General features: G+C 40.7%; 13 protein-coding genes. 12 read left to right on the plus strand and 1 reads right to left on the minus strand.

Going from position 1 to position 15017, the window contains the following annotated elements; translation table 11 throughout:
* The first annotated feature begins 10 nt into the window (after positions 1–10).
* Genes MKY52_RS19565 through rbsB form a run of 3 tightly spaced genes read left to right on the plus strand, consistent with a single transcriptional unit; the run spans position 11 to position 3393 of the window.
* A complete protein-coding gene (locus tag MKY52_RS19565; protein WP_076286606.1) occupies positions 11–1492 on the plus strand; it encodes a sugar ABC transporter ATP-binding protein in 1482 nt (493 codons plus the stop codon).
* A gap of 2 nt (positions 1493–1494) precedes the next feature.
* Positions 1495–2463 carry an ABC transporter permease subunit gene (locus tag MKY52_RS19570; protein ID WP_042189841.1) on the plus strand — a complete coding sequence of 323 codons (969 nt, stop codon included), beginning with the start codon at positions 1495–1497 and terminating at the stop codon, positions 2461–2463.
* A 12-nt stretch (positions 2464–2475) separates the two neighbouring features.
* Complete coding sequence (gene rbsB / locus MKY52_RS19575) at positions 2476–3393, plus strand: ribose ABC transporter substrate-binding protein RbsB (RefSeq protein WP_076286607.1); 918 nt, start codon at positions 2476–2478, stop codon at positions 3391–3393.
* A gap of 68 nt (positions 3394–3461) precedes the next feature.
* Here rbsB and MKY52_RS19580 read toward each other — a convergent pair whose 3' ends face one another.
* Positions 3462–5330, minus strand: a complete 1869-nt coding sequence (locus tag MKY52_RS19580; protein ID WP_341052910.1) for an LTA synthase family protein — start codon at positions 5328–5330, stop codon at positions 3462–3464.
* Positions 5331–5537: 207 nt separating this feature from the next.
* Here MKY52_RS19580 and MKY52_RS19585 point away from each other — a divergent pair, with 207 nt between their 5' ends.
* The 9 genes from MKY52_RS19585 to MKY52_RS19625 all read left to right on the plus strand — a co-directional run bounded on the left by MKY52_RS19585 (position 5538) and on the right by MKY52_RS19625 (position 14968).
* Positions 5538–6089, plus strand: a complete 552-nt coding sequence (locus MKY52_RS19585) for a sigma-70 family RNA polymerase sigma factor (RefSeq protein WP_149646933.1) — start codon at positions 5538–5540, stop codon at positions 6087–6089.
* The gene (locus MKY52_RS19590; RefSeq protein WP_341052911.1) at positions 6079–7377 is read left to right on the plus strand and encodes a DUF4179 domain-containing protein; all 1299 of its coding nucleotides are present in this window, start codon (positions 6079–6081) and stop codon (positions 7375–7377) included. Before MKY52_RS19585 ends, MKY52_RS19590 begins: the two co-directional genes overlap by 11 nt.
* A 68-nt stretch (positions 7378–7445) precedes the next feature.
* Positions 7446–7907: a hypothetical protein gene (locus MKY52_RS19595; protein ID WP_341052912.1), complete on the plus strand. Its 462-nt coding sequence runs from the start codon at positions 7446–7448 to the stop codon at positions 7905–7907.
* A gap of 143 nt (positions 7908–8050) precedes the next feature.
* Positions 8051–8536 carry a hypothetical protein gene (locus MKY52_RS19600; protein ID WP_341052913.1) on the plus strand — a complete coding sequence of 162 codons (486 nt, stop codon included), beginning with the start codon at positions 8051–8053 and terminating at the stop codon, positions 8534–8536.
* A gap of 194 nt (positions 8537–8730) precedes the next feature.
* A complete protein-coding gene (locus tag MKY52_RS19605) occupies positions 8731–10701 on the plus strand; it encodes a serine hydrolase (RefSeq protein WP_341052914.1) in 1971 nt (656 codons plus the stop codon).
* Positions 10702–10843: 142 nt separating this feature from the next.
* Positions 10844–11575 carry a class I SAM-dependent DNA methyltransferase gene (locus MKY52_RS19610; protein WP_341052915.1) on the plus strand — a complete coding sequence of 244 codons (732 nt, stop codon included), beginning with the start codon at positions 10844–10846 and terminating at the stop codon, positions 11573–11575.
* 65 nt (positions 11576–11640) lie between these two features.
* Positions 11641–12237: a hypothetical protein gene (locus MKY52_RS19615; protein WP_341052916.1), complete on the plus strand. Its 597-nt coding sequence runs from the start codon at positions 11641–11643 to the stop codon at positions 12235–12237.
* A 20-nt stretch (positions 12238–12257) separates the two neighbouring features.
* Positions 12258–12797, plus strand: a complete 540-nt coding sequence (gene cysC, locus MKY52_RS19620) for an adenylyl-sulfate kinase (RefSeq protein ID WP_341053462.1) — start codon at positions 12258–12260, stop codon at positions 12795–12797.
* Between the two features lie 191 nt (positions 12798–12988).
* Positions 12989–14968, plus strand: coding sequence for an AraC family transcriptional regulator (locus MKY52_RS19625; RefSeq protein ID WP_341052917.1), 1980 nt, complete (start codon positions 12989–12991; stop codon positions 14966–14968).
* Positions 14969–15017 lie beyond the last annotated feature (49 nt).

Raw genomic sequence — 15017 nt, forward strand, 5'->3', positions numbered from 1 at the left:
TTCTAAGTGTATGCACATTACGATGAAAGATATTCATAAGTCTTTTGGCGCTAACCGTGTATTGACCGGTGTGGATTTTGAACTTAAGGATGGTGAAGTTCATGCCCTGATGGGTGAGAATGGCGCAGGTAAGTCTACGCTGATGAATATTCTGATCGGTCTGCACCAACGTGACCAAGGTACCATTCGTATAGATGATCAGGAGAAATACTTTACGAATCCCAAAGAGGCAGAACAATATGGAATCGCATTTATCCATCAGGAGCTGAATGTATGGCCAGATATGACGGTTCTGGATAATCTGTTCATTGGCAAGGAACGAACATCCAAATTCGGCCTGTTAAATAGGAAAGAGATGAAAGCGTTAGCAAATGAACAGTTTGCTAAGCTCTCTGTGACCATTCCTTTGAACCAAGAGGCGGGGGAATGTTCAGTAGGTGAAAAACAGATGATTGAGATCGCTAAAGCGCTTATGACTCATGCGAAAGTTATTGTTATGGACGAACCTACCGCTGCATTAACCGAGAGAGAAATACAGAAACTATTTGAAGTCATTGCCTCGCTAAAGAAAGAAGGCGTCTCAATCGTCTATATTTCGCATCGGATGGAAGAAATTTTTACGATATGTGATCGAATCACCGTGATGCGAGACGGGAAAACCGTAGACACGAAGCCCATTCCTGAAACTAATTTTGACGATGTAGTTCGGAAGATGGTAGGTCGTGAATTAACGGATCGGTTCCCTGAGCGTACTTCTAAACCCGGAGAAGTGGTTCTTGAAGTTAAGAATGCTTCAAAGAAAGGGCAATTTAAAAATGCTAATTTCTCTGTGCGAGCTGGCGAAATCATAGGATTCTCTGGATTAATGGGATCTGGACGTACAGAGATGATGAGAACCTTATTCGGATTAGAATCATTAGACCAAGGTGAGATTTGGGTGAAGGGACAGAAGATTACCATTCGGAATCCCAATGACGCTATGCAAGCTGGAATCGGCTTTGTTACAGAAGACCGCAAAGATGAGGGGTTAATCCTAGATTTCTCTATTCGAGATAATATGGTACTGACGAATTTATACGACTTCGCCCCTAAGGGTGTAATCAATGCTAAGAAGGAACAAGAATTCGTGGACATGCTTATTAAACGGCTACACATTAAGACACAATCATCATCCACTTTGGTCCGGAATTTATCTGGGGGTAATCAACAAAAAGTAGTTATCGCCAAATGGATTGGTATTGGCCTCAGTGTTCTTATCCTTGATGAGCCTACACGCGGCGTCGATGTTGGGGCAAAACGGGAAATTTATCAGCTTATGAACGAATTAACTGAACGAGGTGTCGCCATTATTATGGTATCCTCAGAACTTCCTGAAGTCTTAGGGATGAGTGACCGCATCGTAGTTGTTCATGAAGGGGAAATCAGTGGAGAACTTTCACAACAAGAAGCTACGCAAGAAAAAATCATGACGTTAGCTACAGGGGGGCAATAGTAATGACTACTATCAAAGATGAGAGTGTAAAGAAAGGTTTCCAAATTGGGCAAATCACGCAGAAATTAGGGCCATTACTAGGGCTAATCATTCTAATTATTATCGTAACCGTGCTGAACCCAAGCTTTATGGAACCCCTTAATATACTGAACTTGCTTAGACAAGTCGCAATTAATGCGCTTATCGCTTTTGGAATGACCTTTGTTATTCTAACGGGTGGTATCGATTTATCAGTAGGGTCTATTCTAGCTTTATCCAGTGCCTTCACAGCCAACTTGATGTTGTCAGGCTGGGATCCAATCTTAGCTATTGTTGTGGGTTGTTTAGCGGGTGGACTGATGGGGATGGTCAACGGACTGATGATTACGAAAGGCAGAATGGCGCCTTTTATTGCTACACTGGCGACCATGACTATTTTCCGCGGATTAACGCTTGTATACACGGACGGTAATCCGATCACAGGTCTTGGTGACAGCATGACGTTCCAATTGTTTGGTCGTGGATATTTACTAGGAATACCTGTACCTGCTATCACGATGATTATTGTATTCGCTGTCTTGTGGATTGTACTGCATAAAACGCCATTTGGCCGTAAAACGTATGCCATTGGGGGTAATGAGAAAGCTTCCATTATTTCAGGGATCAAAGTAGACCGCATCAAAATAATGATCTATTCCTTAACCGGTATGTTATCAGCATTGGCTGGCGCCATCTTGACCTCTAGATTGAACTCAGCGCAACCAACAGCAGGTACATCCTATGAGTTGGATGCGATCGCGGCAGTAGTATTAGGGGGGACGAGCTTAACAGGTGGCCGTGGCCGTATCGTAGGCACATTAATTGGTGCTCTTATTATCGGGATTCTGAACAATGGCTTGAACTTGCTCGGCGTATCATCATTTTACCAAATGGTAGTTAAAGGGATCGTTATTGCGATTGCTGTACTCATAGACCGTAAGAAAGCCGTATAAGGGGGATTCCACATGAAAAAGCTCACATTAATTTTTACTTCCTTACTCTTGATTCTTATGACGGGCTGTTCCTTAGAGCCTCCAGAGTGGGCAAAGCCGAACAGCGGCGGGGGCCCAGGGAATATGAAGATTGGATTATCCATATCTACCTTGAACAATCCGTTCTTTGTATCTGTTAAAGATGGAGTTTTGGCAGAAGCTAAGAAGCTTGGTATGGAGGTTCTCGTTATCGATGCGCAGAATGATTCAGCTAAGCAAAGTAATGACGTTGAAGATTTAATGCAAAAAGGTGTAAATGCGCTGTTAATCAATCCAGTAGACTCTTCAGCGATCTCGACGGTTGTTCAGACAGCTAACAGTCTAGATATTCCAGTCGTTACTTTGGACCGTTCTGCAGATAAGGGAGATATTAAAGCCCTTGTTGCCTCTGATAATGTAAAAGGTGGATCAATGGCAGCTGAATATATTGTAGAGCAGCTTGGAAAAGGTGCAAAGGTTATAGAACTAGAAGGATCACCGGGAGCATCAGCTACCCGTGAACGCGGGAAAGGATTCCATGAAATTGCCGACACGCAGCTTGAGGTGATTGCGAAGCAAACTGCTGATTTTGACCGTACGAAAGGGTTGACCGTTATGGAGAACCTTCTCCAAGGAAATCCAGATGTACAAGCGGTTTTCGCTCATAATGATGAGATGGCTCTTGGTGCTATAGAAGCGATTCAGAGTTCAGGTAAGAATATTCCTGTCATCGGTTTTGATGGAAATGAAGATGCACTTAAATCCATTGAGGCGGGTAAACTCACAGGAACCGTTGCTCAGCAGCCTGCATTAATTGGGCAGTTAGCGATTCAAGCAGCGAAAGACGTATTAGATGGCAAGACGGTTGAGAAACTGATTGCCGCACCTCTAAAACTGGTCGTAAAAGAATAAGTAAATGACTATAGAAAAACACTGCATTCGCCGATTTGGTGAGTGCAGTGTTTTTGATATATATAAGCTTATTTTTCCTCAATTACTCTATCCGGTAACTGTGTTACATAACTATCTGATAGATGGAGAAGCTCTAAAGCACGATCGAACTCATCCTCGGTCGTTTGTTGCGTGTGGTTACCATCGCCAGATAAGGTATAATGCTGACCATCCTCGAAGCCACTGCCAGATAGGAAGAGCTCTTCATTATTCACGAACGATCCTGTTGGCAAATAATAGCGCTGAGGAAGTAGGTTATAAGTCGATTGATTCAATAAATCTTGTCCGAAATGAATATGATCCGCAAGAGAAACACCTAATAAATTAGATACAGTAGGCAAAATATCCACTTGACCGCCCAACTGTTCTTTTACACTTGGCGTTGTAATCCCCGTCGCTGATAGGATCAATGGAATATTAATTAATTCGCGTTCCGTATATTCATGACCAAGGATTTCCTGTAATAAGACGTGATCGTTCTCTTTTAGAGAGAAGATAGGAAGTCCGCGGTGATCTCCGTACAATGCAATCAAGCTGTTATCCCATACCCCATTTTGTTTGAGCTCATCAATAAAAAGCCCCAGTGCATAGTCAGCATAATTTTGAGCACGAATATAATCTCCGACTAATGTTCCTTCGAATCGTTCTGGAAGGGCCATTTTGTATTTATCCTCAGGGATCGAGAACGGATTATGCGCTGACATCGAAATAACATGGGAGTAGAATGGCTGATCCTTCTGATCCATCCTTGCTAGCTCTGCAGCTGTTTTCTCATACAACACCTCATCAGAAGCTCCGTAAAATACCGTGTCCTCTTCACCATAATATTCCTTATCGTAATATCGATTAAATCCTAAGGCAGTATAAAGCTCGCCACGGTTCCAAAAGTCGACTTCATTGGTATGGAATGTTGCCGTATCATAACCTTGCGCTTGAAGCAGCTTAGGTAAGCTTGGAAGCTCTTTTGGCGCATACATTTGAGTGGCTGGACCATCAGGTGGAACATAGAAAGAAGTATTTACAATAAATTCGGCGTCAGAAGTATTTCCTTGTCCAACCTGCTGGTAGAAACGCGGAAAGTAATAACTGCTAGCCGCAAGCTTATTCATATTCGGCGTAATTTCTACTCCATCAATCTTTAGATTGATTAAGAAGTTCTGGAAAGACTCCATCTGAAGAATGACCAGGTTCTTTCCTTTGGCGGCTCCAAATTGAACCGGATTTGAGGTTGCTTGAATTCCTTTGGTCTCGTTAATCGCTGTTTGTGTAATCTTAGCGACGTCGATTTGTTCTTCTTCTTGATTGGCTAATAGAGAGTAAGCTTCATAATTGAGAATGCCCATTTGCTCGGCTTTAACGGTTTCGTTCATACTGGCTCGGTTTGGAAAAATATTCATTGCGCAAATGACGATGGAAATACAGAACAAGATCGCAACCGCTTTCCGGTTACTTTTACGCGACATGGCTTTTTTCCAATTAAGTGCCTTCTGTTTTCTCAACATGACCAAACCAATGACAATGATATCCACGAAAATAAGCATATATTGCGGACGCATGACTGAGAAAATACTTTTCTTAACGGCTCCAACTTGCTTGACCTGATCTAATACTTGTGAAGTAGCAATAATGCCAAAATGATTATGATATACAATGAGTGAGAAAAATAGTGTAGTGATCAACACATTGACCAGCATGTAGATGGCAATTTTTCGTTTCGTTGCAAACCATTCAATCATGCAAAAGACTAGAAGCACAAAAGGGATTTCTTTAAGCCATGTGTTCCACGTTGGCCCGTCTTCAAAGAGAAAATACCAAGCAAAATAACTTTTAACTAGCATAATGAGAGAGAAAAATAATAGGGATCTTTTACTGAGTGTACGAGGTTCTTTAAACGGCATCTCTTATGCCCATCCTTTTCTTTTAGATTAGTTCATTCTATTACTTGAAGTGTTTAAAATCAACTAGATTGGGGTATAGAAGAAACTTATTTTCCTTAATATTACATTTAGGTGAATGAAACCATACATAGTATATAAAAAATTATTTTTATGGGAAATGAACTTTTTAAGTTACTCCTAACTCTTATAGGGGAGAGAGGTGAAGGCATGGATGTTGCTCGTTGGGTGAAAAAAGCCAAAAAGGGAAATAAAGAAGCATTGCTCCACTTAATCATGTCTGAAAAAGACGTTTATTATAGGCTAGCGTTCAGCTATATGGGGAATGCGCATGATGCCATGGATGCCATGGACGAAATGATCGTCACACTTTATGAAAAGATCGGTCAACTAAAGAAAGAAGAAGCATTTTATAGCTGGAGTAAGACGATTTTGGTGAATGGCTGTAAACGACTCCTTCATAAGCGCGGCAAGCTGGTGCTGTTAGAGGATTGGAGTAAGGTTGACGACAGGGAAATAGGCCAAGTAGTGAGTAGTAATGATCCTTATCGCAGAAGTGAGCAGCAAATGGATATGGAGACCTTGTTGTTACAAGTAAATGAACATCAGAGAGAAGCGATTCAATTAAAGTATTTTCATGATCTCGATTATCAAACGATAGCTGACATTACAAAGGTTTCGATAGGAACGGTTAAATCAAGAATTTATCATGGATTACAAACGCTCAAAAATCAGTACAGAGGTGATGTTGATGAACAATAATATCGAGCAACAATTAGCTGATGAGAAGACGCGCATAGCGTCCATTACCGCACCTGAAGAATTAGAAATGAGATTAAGAAAGGCTTTGAATTCGGTTCCCGCAAAAAGAACGAAAAGAATAGCACCGATTTGGAAGGTTGCGGCGGTTGTTTTATTGGTGACAGTAATCTCTGGACAAAATTACAATGCTTTTGCTTATTATGGTAAGCAGCTTTTTGGCTTTGATGAATTGCTTAATGGTACGACTTTACAACAGCTAAATGAAGAAGGGTTGGGACAAAACATCAACAAGAAAACTACGTTACTAGACGGAACAACTCTTACCATTAACGGAATTATGGCGGACGCCAATCAATTCATTATGTATTACACCTTAACTAACCCCAATGGACTAGAGGATATGTCTGTAGACGCTTTTAGACCCTCAAAAATAAGTGGTTTTTTAACCGATTCTAACGTAGTAAGTGGTACATCATTAATCAATGAAGAGCATACGGAGATTAAAGGACAGATGTCGTTTGACAGCGTAAATCCATTTTCGAAAAAACTAACGTTACACTTTTGGCAGCAGCTGGAAGAGAACAGTCAGATGAGCGAAGGAACAGTTACGTTTCCTTATAACCCTAATGAGGCCATGGAAACTCAGATTAAACAATCGATTAACAAGAAGGTTAAAGTCGACAAAGGTACGATTACCTTCAAGTCGATCACAGCTACACCAACGATGACTGTAATAAAAGGGAAGCTGGATGTCGATAATTTTGATCGAGTGAATCTAGGATTACATGGAATACAATTAATTGTTAATGGAACGCCTGTAGAGATCTTGGGTAGTGGCAATCAAACCTCATTAGGTGGAAGAACATTTGATATTCGCTTCGACACATTGCCTAAGGAGCTACATTCCATGCAGCTAGTCGTAAAAGAGTTTCCTGGATATCAAAAGCTGGACGAAAAGTATTCTCTGACTTCCCTTAGTGATAAGCTTTTTATGTTGGGCGATAAAGAATTATGGTTAAAGGATGTGTCCAAAACCGCTCAAGGCATCGAAATAACAATCGCTACGGATGATGATGTAATGCTGGATGGTGTGTCTATTGAAACGAACAACGGGAGTACAACTTTAAAAACAACGATTAATCAAAAAGAGGTAAAACAAACGGATGGTAAACTAATGAAAGAACGAACTTTATTATTTGATACACAAAGTGAGCCTGAGTCATTACTAATAGAAGGATTGCATTATTTGAAAGCATATAATAAGGTGATTGAGATTCCAGTAAAGTGAAGAAATGTGCAATATCCATTTTTTATAACATATGGTAATCTATATGGACGTGAGAAAAGGAGGGGCACATGGATAATACAGGGGTATACGAGGTGAGTCGTCCTTCTTTAATGTCACTTCTGCTATCTATGATTTTTTCAAGTGGCATACTTTTGACAAGCGTCATAAATAATATGGATGGTAAAGTACTTCCATATATCGGATTTTTTTGGGTAATCTTTTGTCTGATAGTTGTAATCGTATTGCTCTATAGGATCATTACGATTAGAAGGTTCATTGAAATCAAGTTTCTTCCGGACTCAATAATAGTTGAAAATAAAGAAATTGAAGCAAACCGAATTGAGAATATTTATGTAAAGGGCTATTTCAAACCGGTAATAGGGATTAAACCTGTAGATCATAAATTTGCTCCCTATAGATTATGTTTTAGTTTTCTTGAACAGGAATACAGGGGAATGAAAGAACTAACCAAATGGGCTGAACGTAATCAAGTTAAACTGTCTCACAGAAGATTTATGAGATGGCTCTAAAGGGCTTTGACAATACAAGGGTGTTCCAAGAGCCTTGAAATGGCTGATGGGGCGCCCCGTCTTTTTTCTCCATATACCAAGATGTAATATCCATTTTTTATAACATATGGTAATCTATATGGACGTGAGAAAAGGAGGGGCACATGGATCATATAGGGGTTTATAGAGTAAGGCGTCCGTCGTTAATACCACTGCTGATAAGCATCAGTGTGCTATTGGGTATTCAATTATTTCAAATTTATAACCTGAACCATCGCTATACAGCTAGCGACGATTTAGTGCTTTCTTGTTTACTTTATGGTCAGGCTATTTTTTGTCTGATTGTCGCAATCATGTTAGTCTACAGGATATTTACCATCAGAAGGGTTGTTGAAATTCAGATTCAACCGGAATCTATATTAATAGAAGATCTAAGAATAGAAGCAGATCGGATTAATGATATTTATATAAAAGGATATTTTAGCCCTGTAGTTGGGATTAGACCTAAAGTGAATAAATTTGTTCCTTATAAGTTATGTTTTAATTTTCTTTCCCAAAAAGATGAAGATGAAGTGATGAAACAGTTAAAAGCTTGGGGCGAACGAAATCAGATCAAAGTAACTCATAAAAATTTTTCGAGATGGTTATAAGCTACTCTAGTAGAATATGCGAAATGAAAGACACTGACTCCTTGTTGGTGTCTTTTTTTGATTAGACTGACACGTCATATGACATGTAACAAAGCTAAGTGGTGACAGAACGTTTCTAGCTTGAATGACATTCCGTTTGTGATACTCAGAGCAGGTTCACTGTTCACAAATCACCCAATAGAGGAGAATGGATTATGAAGAAAAAGACACGCAGGCTCAGCGTCATCGCACTATTATTATCAACAGCTGTATTTACAGCATGTTCAGCACCAGTCTCCACTAACGCAACCAGTTCGAAAGGATCTTTTAATGGAAAAGAAATCGAGGCTTTCGCGGATCCTATATTTGCGCAGAAAATGAAGGAATACAATGTGAACGGATCTAATTTTGTAGTGGTTAAAGACGGAAAGGTGCTCGTGAATAAAGGGTACGGATATGCGGACAAAGAAAAGAAAACACTTGTCGATAAGAATACCGTCTTTCAGATCGCATCCGTGTCGAAGACATTTACTGCTTTAGCAGCTTTGCAGCTAGTGGAACAAGGAAAGATGGATCTTGATCACGATATCAATGCGTATCTTGGAGGAATGAAAGTACCTAATGAAACGGAAACTCCGTTAACCTTAAGAAGTATGTTGTCATACACTACGGGCTTTGATTACCCGGATAAAGCTAACTTTGTTGCACCGGAATATGTAGATCAAGACATCCCCATGAAAAAGTTTATGACGGAGCATATGCCGACGGTGGTTCGGACACCTGGTGAAGCTTACACCTATGATAATTTTGCATTTTTACTTGCGGGTTATGCGATTCAGAACGTAAGTGGTATCCCGTTTTATAAGTATATGGAGAACCATGTGTTCAAACCGTTAGGAATGAATTCTACTAGTGCTCGATTTACCCCAGAGCATTTAGCTAGAATGGCCACGCATTATGGACCAGATGGTAAACCTCATCCAACCTTTGGGCATGCGCCTACCGATGGACCACAGGGCAGCATCCTTTCCACAGGAGAAGATATGGCTAAATATTTAACTCTTTTTCAACAACAAGGTAGTGTGAATGGGAAGCAAATCATTAGTAAAGAAACCACGAAGATGATGCAAACCTACTCTGTATTTGCGAATGAATCGCTTCCGATGACGACGGTTGGAGGATTTGAAGGGTATCGTAATGATCTGATGAATGGCTATCATGTAGTTCTCAAAGGTGGAAATATGCCTGGTCATCAATCACTGATTGTATTATTACCAGAGGAGAATACCGCTTTCTACATGTCTTATAACAATGACACAATGATGAGCTTAGATATTTATGAAGCCTTGATGGATCACTATTTCCCTGAAAAGAAAGCACCAGAGGCGCCAACGTATCTCCCATTGCCTGCATCAGAAGCTGCTAAATATACTGGAACTTATTTGAATACCAGATTCTATTTCTTGAAATCGAACTTCACCTATGCAGATGGCAATCTGATTATGGAAACTGGAACAAGCGGTACACATACGTTACGAATGATTAATCCGCTATTGTTCGAAGATGAATCCGGCAATAAATTAGCCTTTAAAAAAGATCATAAAGATCAGATCGAATACTTTTATTATACGAATCCTAATAGCCCAGACTTTGTTTCAGATGCTCGAAAGGTTCACACGAAGCCAGCATTCGATGATGTATCTGAGAAGAGCGCTTATAAATCTTACATCGACAACCTGTATTCGCTTGATGTGATAAGTGCTAAATCTGGCAACAATTTCGAACCACAGGGAACGATGACGCAAGGTGAGTTTATGGATGCTCTAATTCTTGCCCATGGATGGTACGGCTTTCCTCATTTAATTGAGGGGAATAAAGAATTAACGAAAAAAGGAATCCCTGGTTTTGATCGTAATGCTGTCATCACAAGACAAGTAGCAGCCGTTATGATTCAAAATCTAAAACAAGCTAAGCAAGCTTCAGAAATTAAGCTTAAAGGTGACACAGACTCATGGGCCACTGATTCGATCATAGCATTAGTGTCACAAGGCATTGTAGATCCTGATACAAAAGTGAATGATAATGGGTCTGTCGATTTTCGTTCTAAAAAGCCTTTGCTTCGCCAAGAAGCGAGTGCATTACTTGATCTTGCTTTTGGATACTATACGTTGCCAATCAAACACTAAGAATTGGACACCTCAGAGAGACTCTTTGGGGTGTTTTTTTTAATGATAGGTTTAAGAGGTAAATGAAATTATCGGTAGTATAAGGTTGTTTTAAATGCTAAAATTACCCAAAAGAATTTTCTTACAGCAAGGAGGTATTCTGTTGGATTACAAGGGGTCATCGGTGTATGACAATGAAGATTTTTTCTATAACTATTTATTGAGAAGAAACAGAGCGGATAGCCCAAATAACATTATTGAAAAGCCGGTTATATATGATCTTATGGGTGATGTACTTGGGAAAAAGGTGCTCGATTTAGGATGCGGGGATGCTAAGTTCGGATATGAGTTGCTTGAGCAGGGATGTATCTTTTACGAAGGTGTGGAAGGTTCAAGTAATATGGTCAAAGCGGCAAAAGAACTGTTAAATACATCTAAAAGTGAGATTCACCATGCTACTATGGAGAGTTGGAATTACCCAAAAGAGCAATATGATTTGGTAATCTCTCGGTTGGCTATTCATTATTTACAAGACCTAGAACCAATCTTTGGTAGTATCCGTAGTGCGCTTATCCCTAATGGTCAGTTTATTTTTAGTGTACAGCATCCGGTTCTAACATCATCCATGAAAAGTGCAACAACTTCAGAAAGAAAGTCGGACTGGACCGTCGATAACTATTTTGAAATGGGTAAGAGAATGGAGCCTTGGATTGGAGAAAGTGTAGTTAAGTACCACAGAACTTTTGAAGAGTATTTTCAGTCACTGAAAAATGTAGGATTTAAAATAGAGGATATTAGAGAATGTAAACCAAATCCTCAGTTTTTTGATAGTGAAGGCGAATATAAGAGAAGGATGAGAATCCCACTTTTTCTCGTGTTTAAATGTATAAAATAGTTTGTTGAAGTAACGCTAGTCTAATGAGCATATGAATGAAAAGAATTGCAATAAGGAGGACTAAGATGAAACGGATGCAGTTTATACGCCCAACCGAGCATTACGATCAAAGAATAACTGATATCGATGAGCAGATTTGTGCATTGATAAAACAACGTAAGGAACGCTCGGATAATAATCCAGGATTCCCATCTTTTGAGTATATTTCAGATTGGGCGGCGAAGTTTGAACTCTACGAGGATTTTTTGAAAACGGTATTTGGGACATTATTTAGTGAAGATCATTTTAAGCCGATGGTCGAGCCAACGGGTTTTAGAAAACATATTGCTGTTCTACAATCTATTGAGGCAGATGAGTTCTTCTATACACTGACCTCTATACGACAATACAGTAATGCAAGTGTTGTCACGCTTAGTATAGATTGGGATATTACCTCTGAATTATATGCCAATAAACTTAACCATTTTGAGCTGTATATAGGAGAAGCGTATGACAGTAGAATGACGAATGGCGGAAGTTCATCAGGGCATGCAGCTTATAACTACGTAGTATCTCCGCAACTCCCCGACGATATCTCCGGTATTAAATTAGAGTTCAGGGAATTTAGTTCACCCTTAAAGAAGGATGGGACAGGTACTGAAATTGTGTTTAAGCTAGAATAACTATACAAAGTATTTTAACAATAGAATCTAGCAGGAAGAGGTACGTATCTATGAATCAAATGATCTGGCTAACTGGACTATCGGGTTCAGGTAAATCTACGCTTGCAGAGGAACTGAAAAATCACATTGAGAATTGCTACATTCTGGACGGTGATACATTGAGGAGAGGTATTAATCAGGATCTTCAATTTAGCGAAGAGGATCGATTGGAAGTTGGCAGAAGAATTGGTGAGATTGGTAAGATTCTGCTTGATGCGAACCTGAATGTGATCGTTGCCTCGATCTCTCCCTATCGCTCTACACGCGATAAGGTCCGTTCTCTCATAGGGGATTCCTACAAGGAAGTTTATGTTCAATGTCCTTTGGAAGTATGTGAGGAGAGAGATCCGAAAGGTCTATATAAACAAGCAAGAGCCGGACAAATCAAGCATTTTACGGGCATTGATTCTCCATATGAGGAGCCCATTAGCCCGGATGTGATCGTGGAGACGGATAAGTTTTCCTTAGATGAATGTGTGTCGAAAATCCTTCAACACACATCAGCTATGGGGAGGAAATAAAACATTTATTAAATTTGATAGAAAAGACGAGCAAACGAATCAACTGTTGCTCGTCTTTTTTACGTTCCATTGTCAGTAACACCGCTGGAAAATAGTTCTGAGAATATCATTGTAAATGATAATCATTATCATATATGATGGGGGTATAAATCTCTCAACATGGAGTGATAGAGAAGGGGGAGCGCAAGACGGTGACATTGAATGATCAAGCTTTGCTATGGAATCAGGCATTCATCAAGATCATAGATATACGACATACAAGAATGGAACAAGGCGAGGAGCAGCATGCGTACAGAATGCCCTCAAGCGTCTTCTTATATGTGACTAGAGGTAGCGCACATCTCCAATTGGACGGCATAGCACACCGCATCAGCCGGTTTTCCTTGCTCCATGGGGGCAAGGGTCTCTACCTTGATATTACGGCAGATGAGCTGCTGGAATACTATATTATTTTGTATAAAGCGGTACTAGCACTACCATCCCGTCAAGAAACGATCAAGCTGATGGAGAAGCACAATCCGTTTCAAATGCAATATGTATTTAAGCCCCATTATCCGATTTCCGTTTTCCATCATGTCACCTCCATGAGCAAGGAGTGGCATCGTTCAGATCTACTCAATAAGCTTCAAGTTAAAGCGATATTTTATCAAATGGTTTATGAAATTCTAGAGCAGATGGAACGCCAGAATATCATAGCCGTTAAGCCTGACTTGGTGGCCCAAGCGGTTCGTTATATTCATGAACGCTATCGGGAGCCGATAACGCTTGAGACGCTGCTTGAACATCTTAGTTGCAGCTCCAGACAGCTACTGCACGCCTTTAAGAAGCAAGTGAGAACGAGCCCGATCGATTATTTGATTCAATTGCGGATGAGCAAAGCGAAGCAGTTGCTTCTATCCACAGATTTCACGCTGAAGGAAATTGCCGAGAGTGTAGGCTATACCGACAGCTATTATTTCAGCCGTATCTTCAAGAAATACGAGGGTGTTTCTCCCACCAGCTTTAAAGAAGCAGCGTTGCAACAGGAGCAGCGTCGAAATAATCCATCCTTCGTGTTCAGATCTCCCATTGTTGCTAGAAGGCAGCAACGTTATATTGGTAATGAGTTTGAGAATCATTATCAATATAAAAGAGAAGGGGAAATACCGATGTATCGTAAGTCAAGAACAACAATGGCAGCAACCTTATTATTTTGTTTCGTTCTCTTTTTGAGTGCATGCTCGACAGGGGGAACGAATGTCACGCCGACTAGCAACAGCACTTCTACTAATAATGTTGCAACTTCCTCAAGTCCAGCTGCGAGTCCGTCGACGGATGTAAGCAATGACACAAGAGTGATTAAGCATGCGATGGGGGAAGAAACGCTTACCGGCGCCCCTGAACGTGTTGTCATATTGACCAATGAAGGAACAGAGGCACTTTTGGCACTGGGCATCAAACCGGTCGGAGCCGTTCAGTCTTGGATTGGTGACCCTTGGTACGACCATATCAAGAAAGACATGGAAGGCGTTACGGTTGTGGGAGACGAGCTTCAGCCGAATATTGAATTGATCGCGAGCCTCAAGCCGGATCTGATTATCGGTAATAAGGTCAGACAAGAGAAAATCTACGACCAATTAAAGCAGATAGCTCCGACGATATTCTCCGATGACCTGGCAGGAGATTGGAAGATTAATTTCAAGCTCTACTCCGAAGCTTTAAACAAGCAGGAAGAAGGAGCGCAGGCGATGGCGGACTTCGATAAACGAGTTGCGGAAGTAAAGGCGAAGCTCGGTAGCAAAGCAGACACGAAAGTGTCGGTGGTGCGCTTCTCCGCGAAACAAGTGCGTATTTATCAGAAGCAAACGTTCTCCGGCGTGCTCTTGAGCCAATTAGGAATTGCCCGGCCTGAGTCGCAGGATAAAGACTCCTTTATCGAAGTTATGACCAAAGAGACGATTCCTAGCATGGATGGTGATGTGCTCTTCTATTTCGTGTCGGAGACTCCGGGCAAGGACGATGCATCGAAGGTCGTGGAGGAATGGAAAAAAGATCCGTTGTTCCAAAATTTGAGCGTTTCAAAGAACAACAAGGTGATTCAAGTCGATGAAGCGATCTGGAACTCGGCAGGCGGATATGAAGCAGCCAATCTGTTGCTGGACGAACTCGTTAAATACTTTGATGTGAAATAATAAAGGCGGATCGAATCAACAAGCTGGCGCTGTATTCGCGTCAGCTTGT

Source organism: Paenibacillus sp. FSL P4-0184 (assembly GCF_038004625.1).
In the GTDB taxonomy this organism is placed as follows: Bacteria; Bacillota; Bacilli; order Paenibacillales; family Paenibacillaceae; genus Paenibacillus_AQ.